The sequence below is a fragment of the Bartonella jaculi genome, from assembly GCF_039543045.1.
In the GTDB taxonomy this organism is placed as follows: domain Bacteria; phylum Pseudomonadota; class Alphaproteobacteria; order Rhizobiales; family Rhizobiaceae; genus Bartonella; species Bartonella jaculi.
The window spans coordinates 1-700 of the sequence record NZ_BAABIZ010000180.1 but is presented as its reverse complement, the minus strand read 5'-3'; the positions used below and the strand labels follow the sequence as shown (position 1 = coordinate 700).

At 45.1% G+C, this 700-nt stretch carries 1 pseudogene; it reads left to right on the top strand.

The window, feature by feature from the left end:
* Positions 1 to 700: pseudogene (locus ABD915_RS10060) on the top strand (DUF7146 domain-containing protein); the annotation flags it as partial.

Sequence of the window (700 nt, the reverse complement as noted above, 5' to 3'; positions counted from 1 at the left end):
CATGGGCATTATGGAAGTGCCCGTTGTCCAGCCCATGATGATAGGTTGCCTAGTCTATCTCTTTCCAATGGACATGATGGGCGCCTCTTACTCACTTGTTATGCGGGCTGCTCTTTTAGAGAGATCATACAAGCGCTTAGAAGAATTGGCTTGCTGGGGAAACAAGCCTTTGTTGATAAAGCTTATGATCACACGCTCTCTTTCTCAAAACAGTTTTCTGTTGATCTCAAACGAGCAAAACAGAAAGCAGAAAGAGCAAAAGAGATTTAGCAACAAAGCCAACCGATAAAAGATACTTTAGCAGAAACCTATTTACGCAAGCGGGGTATCACTTGTGAATTGCCTCCCGATTTACGTTTTCATGAAAAATGTCCACACCCATTAGGAATGACACTGCCCGCGTTGGTTGCTCTTGTTAAGGGTGCCTGCTCCTTTGCAATCCATAGGACCTTTTTAAAAGCCAATGGCTGCAAAACAGATCAAGTACCAGCAAAAGCCATGTTGGGGTCTGTTATGGGTGGTGCTGTGCATTTAAGTCAAGCCAATCCAAAACATCTGGTTATTTGTGAAGGCATTGAAACGGGGCTGTCTCTGCTGTCTGGGTTGTTATCAGAGCCCGTGAATGTATGGGCGTCTCTTTCCACCAGTGGCATGATGCGTGTGAATTTACCCCCGATAAAAGGACGTCTCACCATAGCAA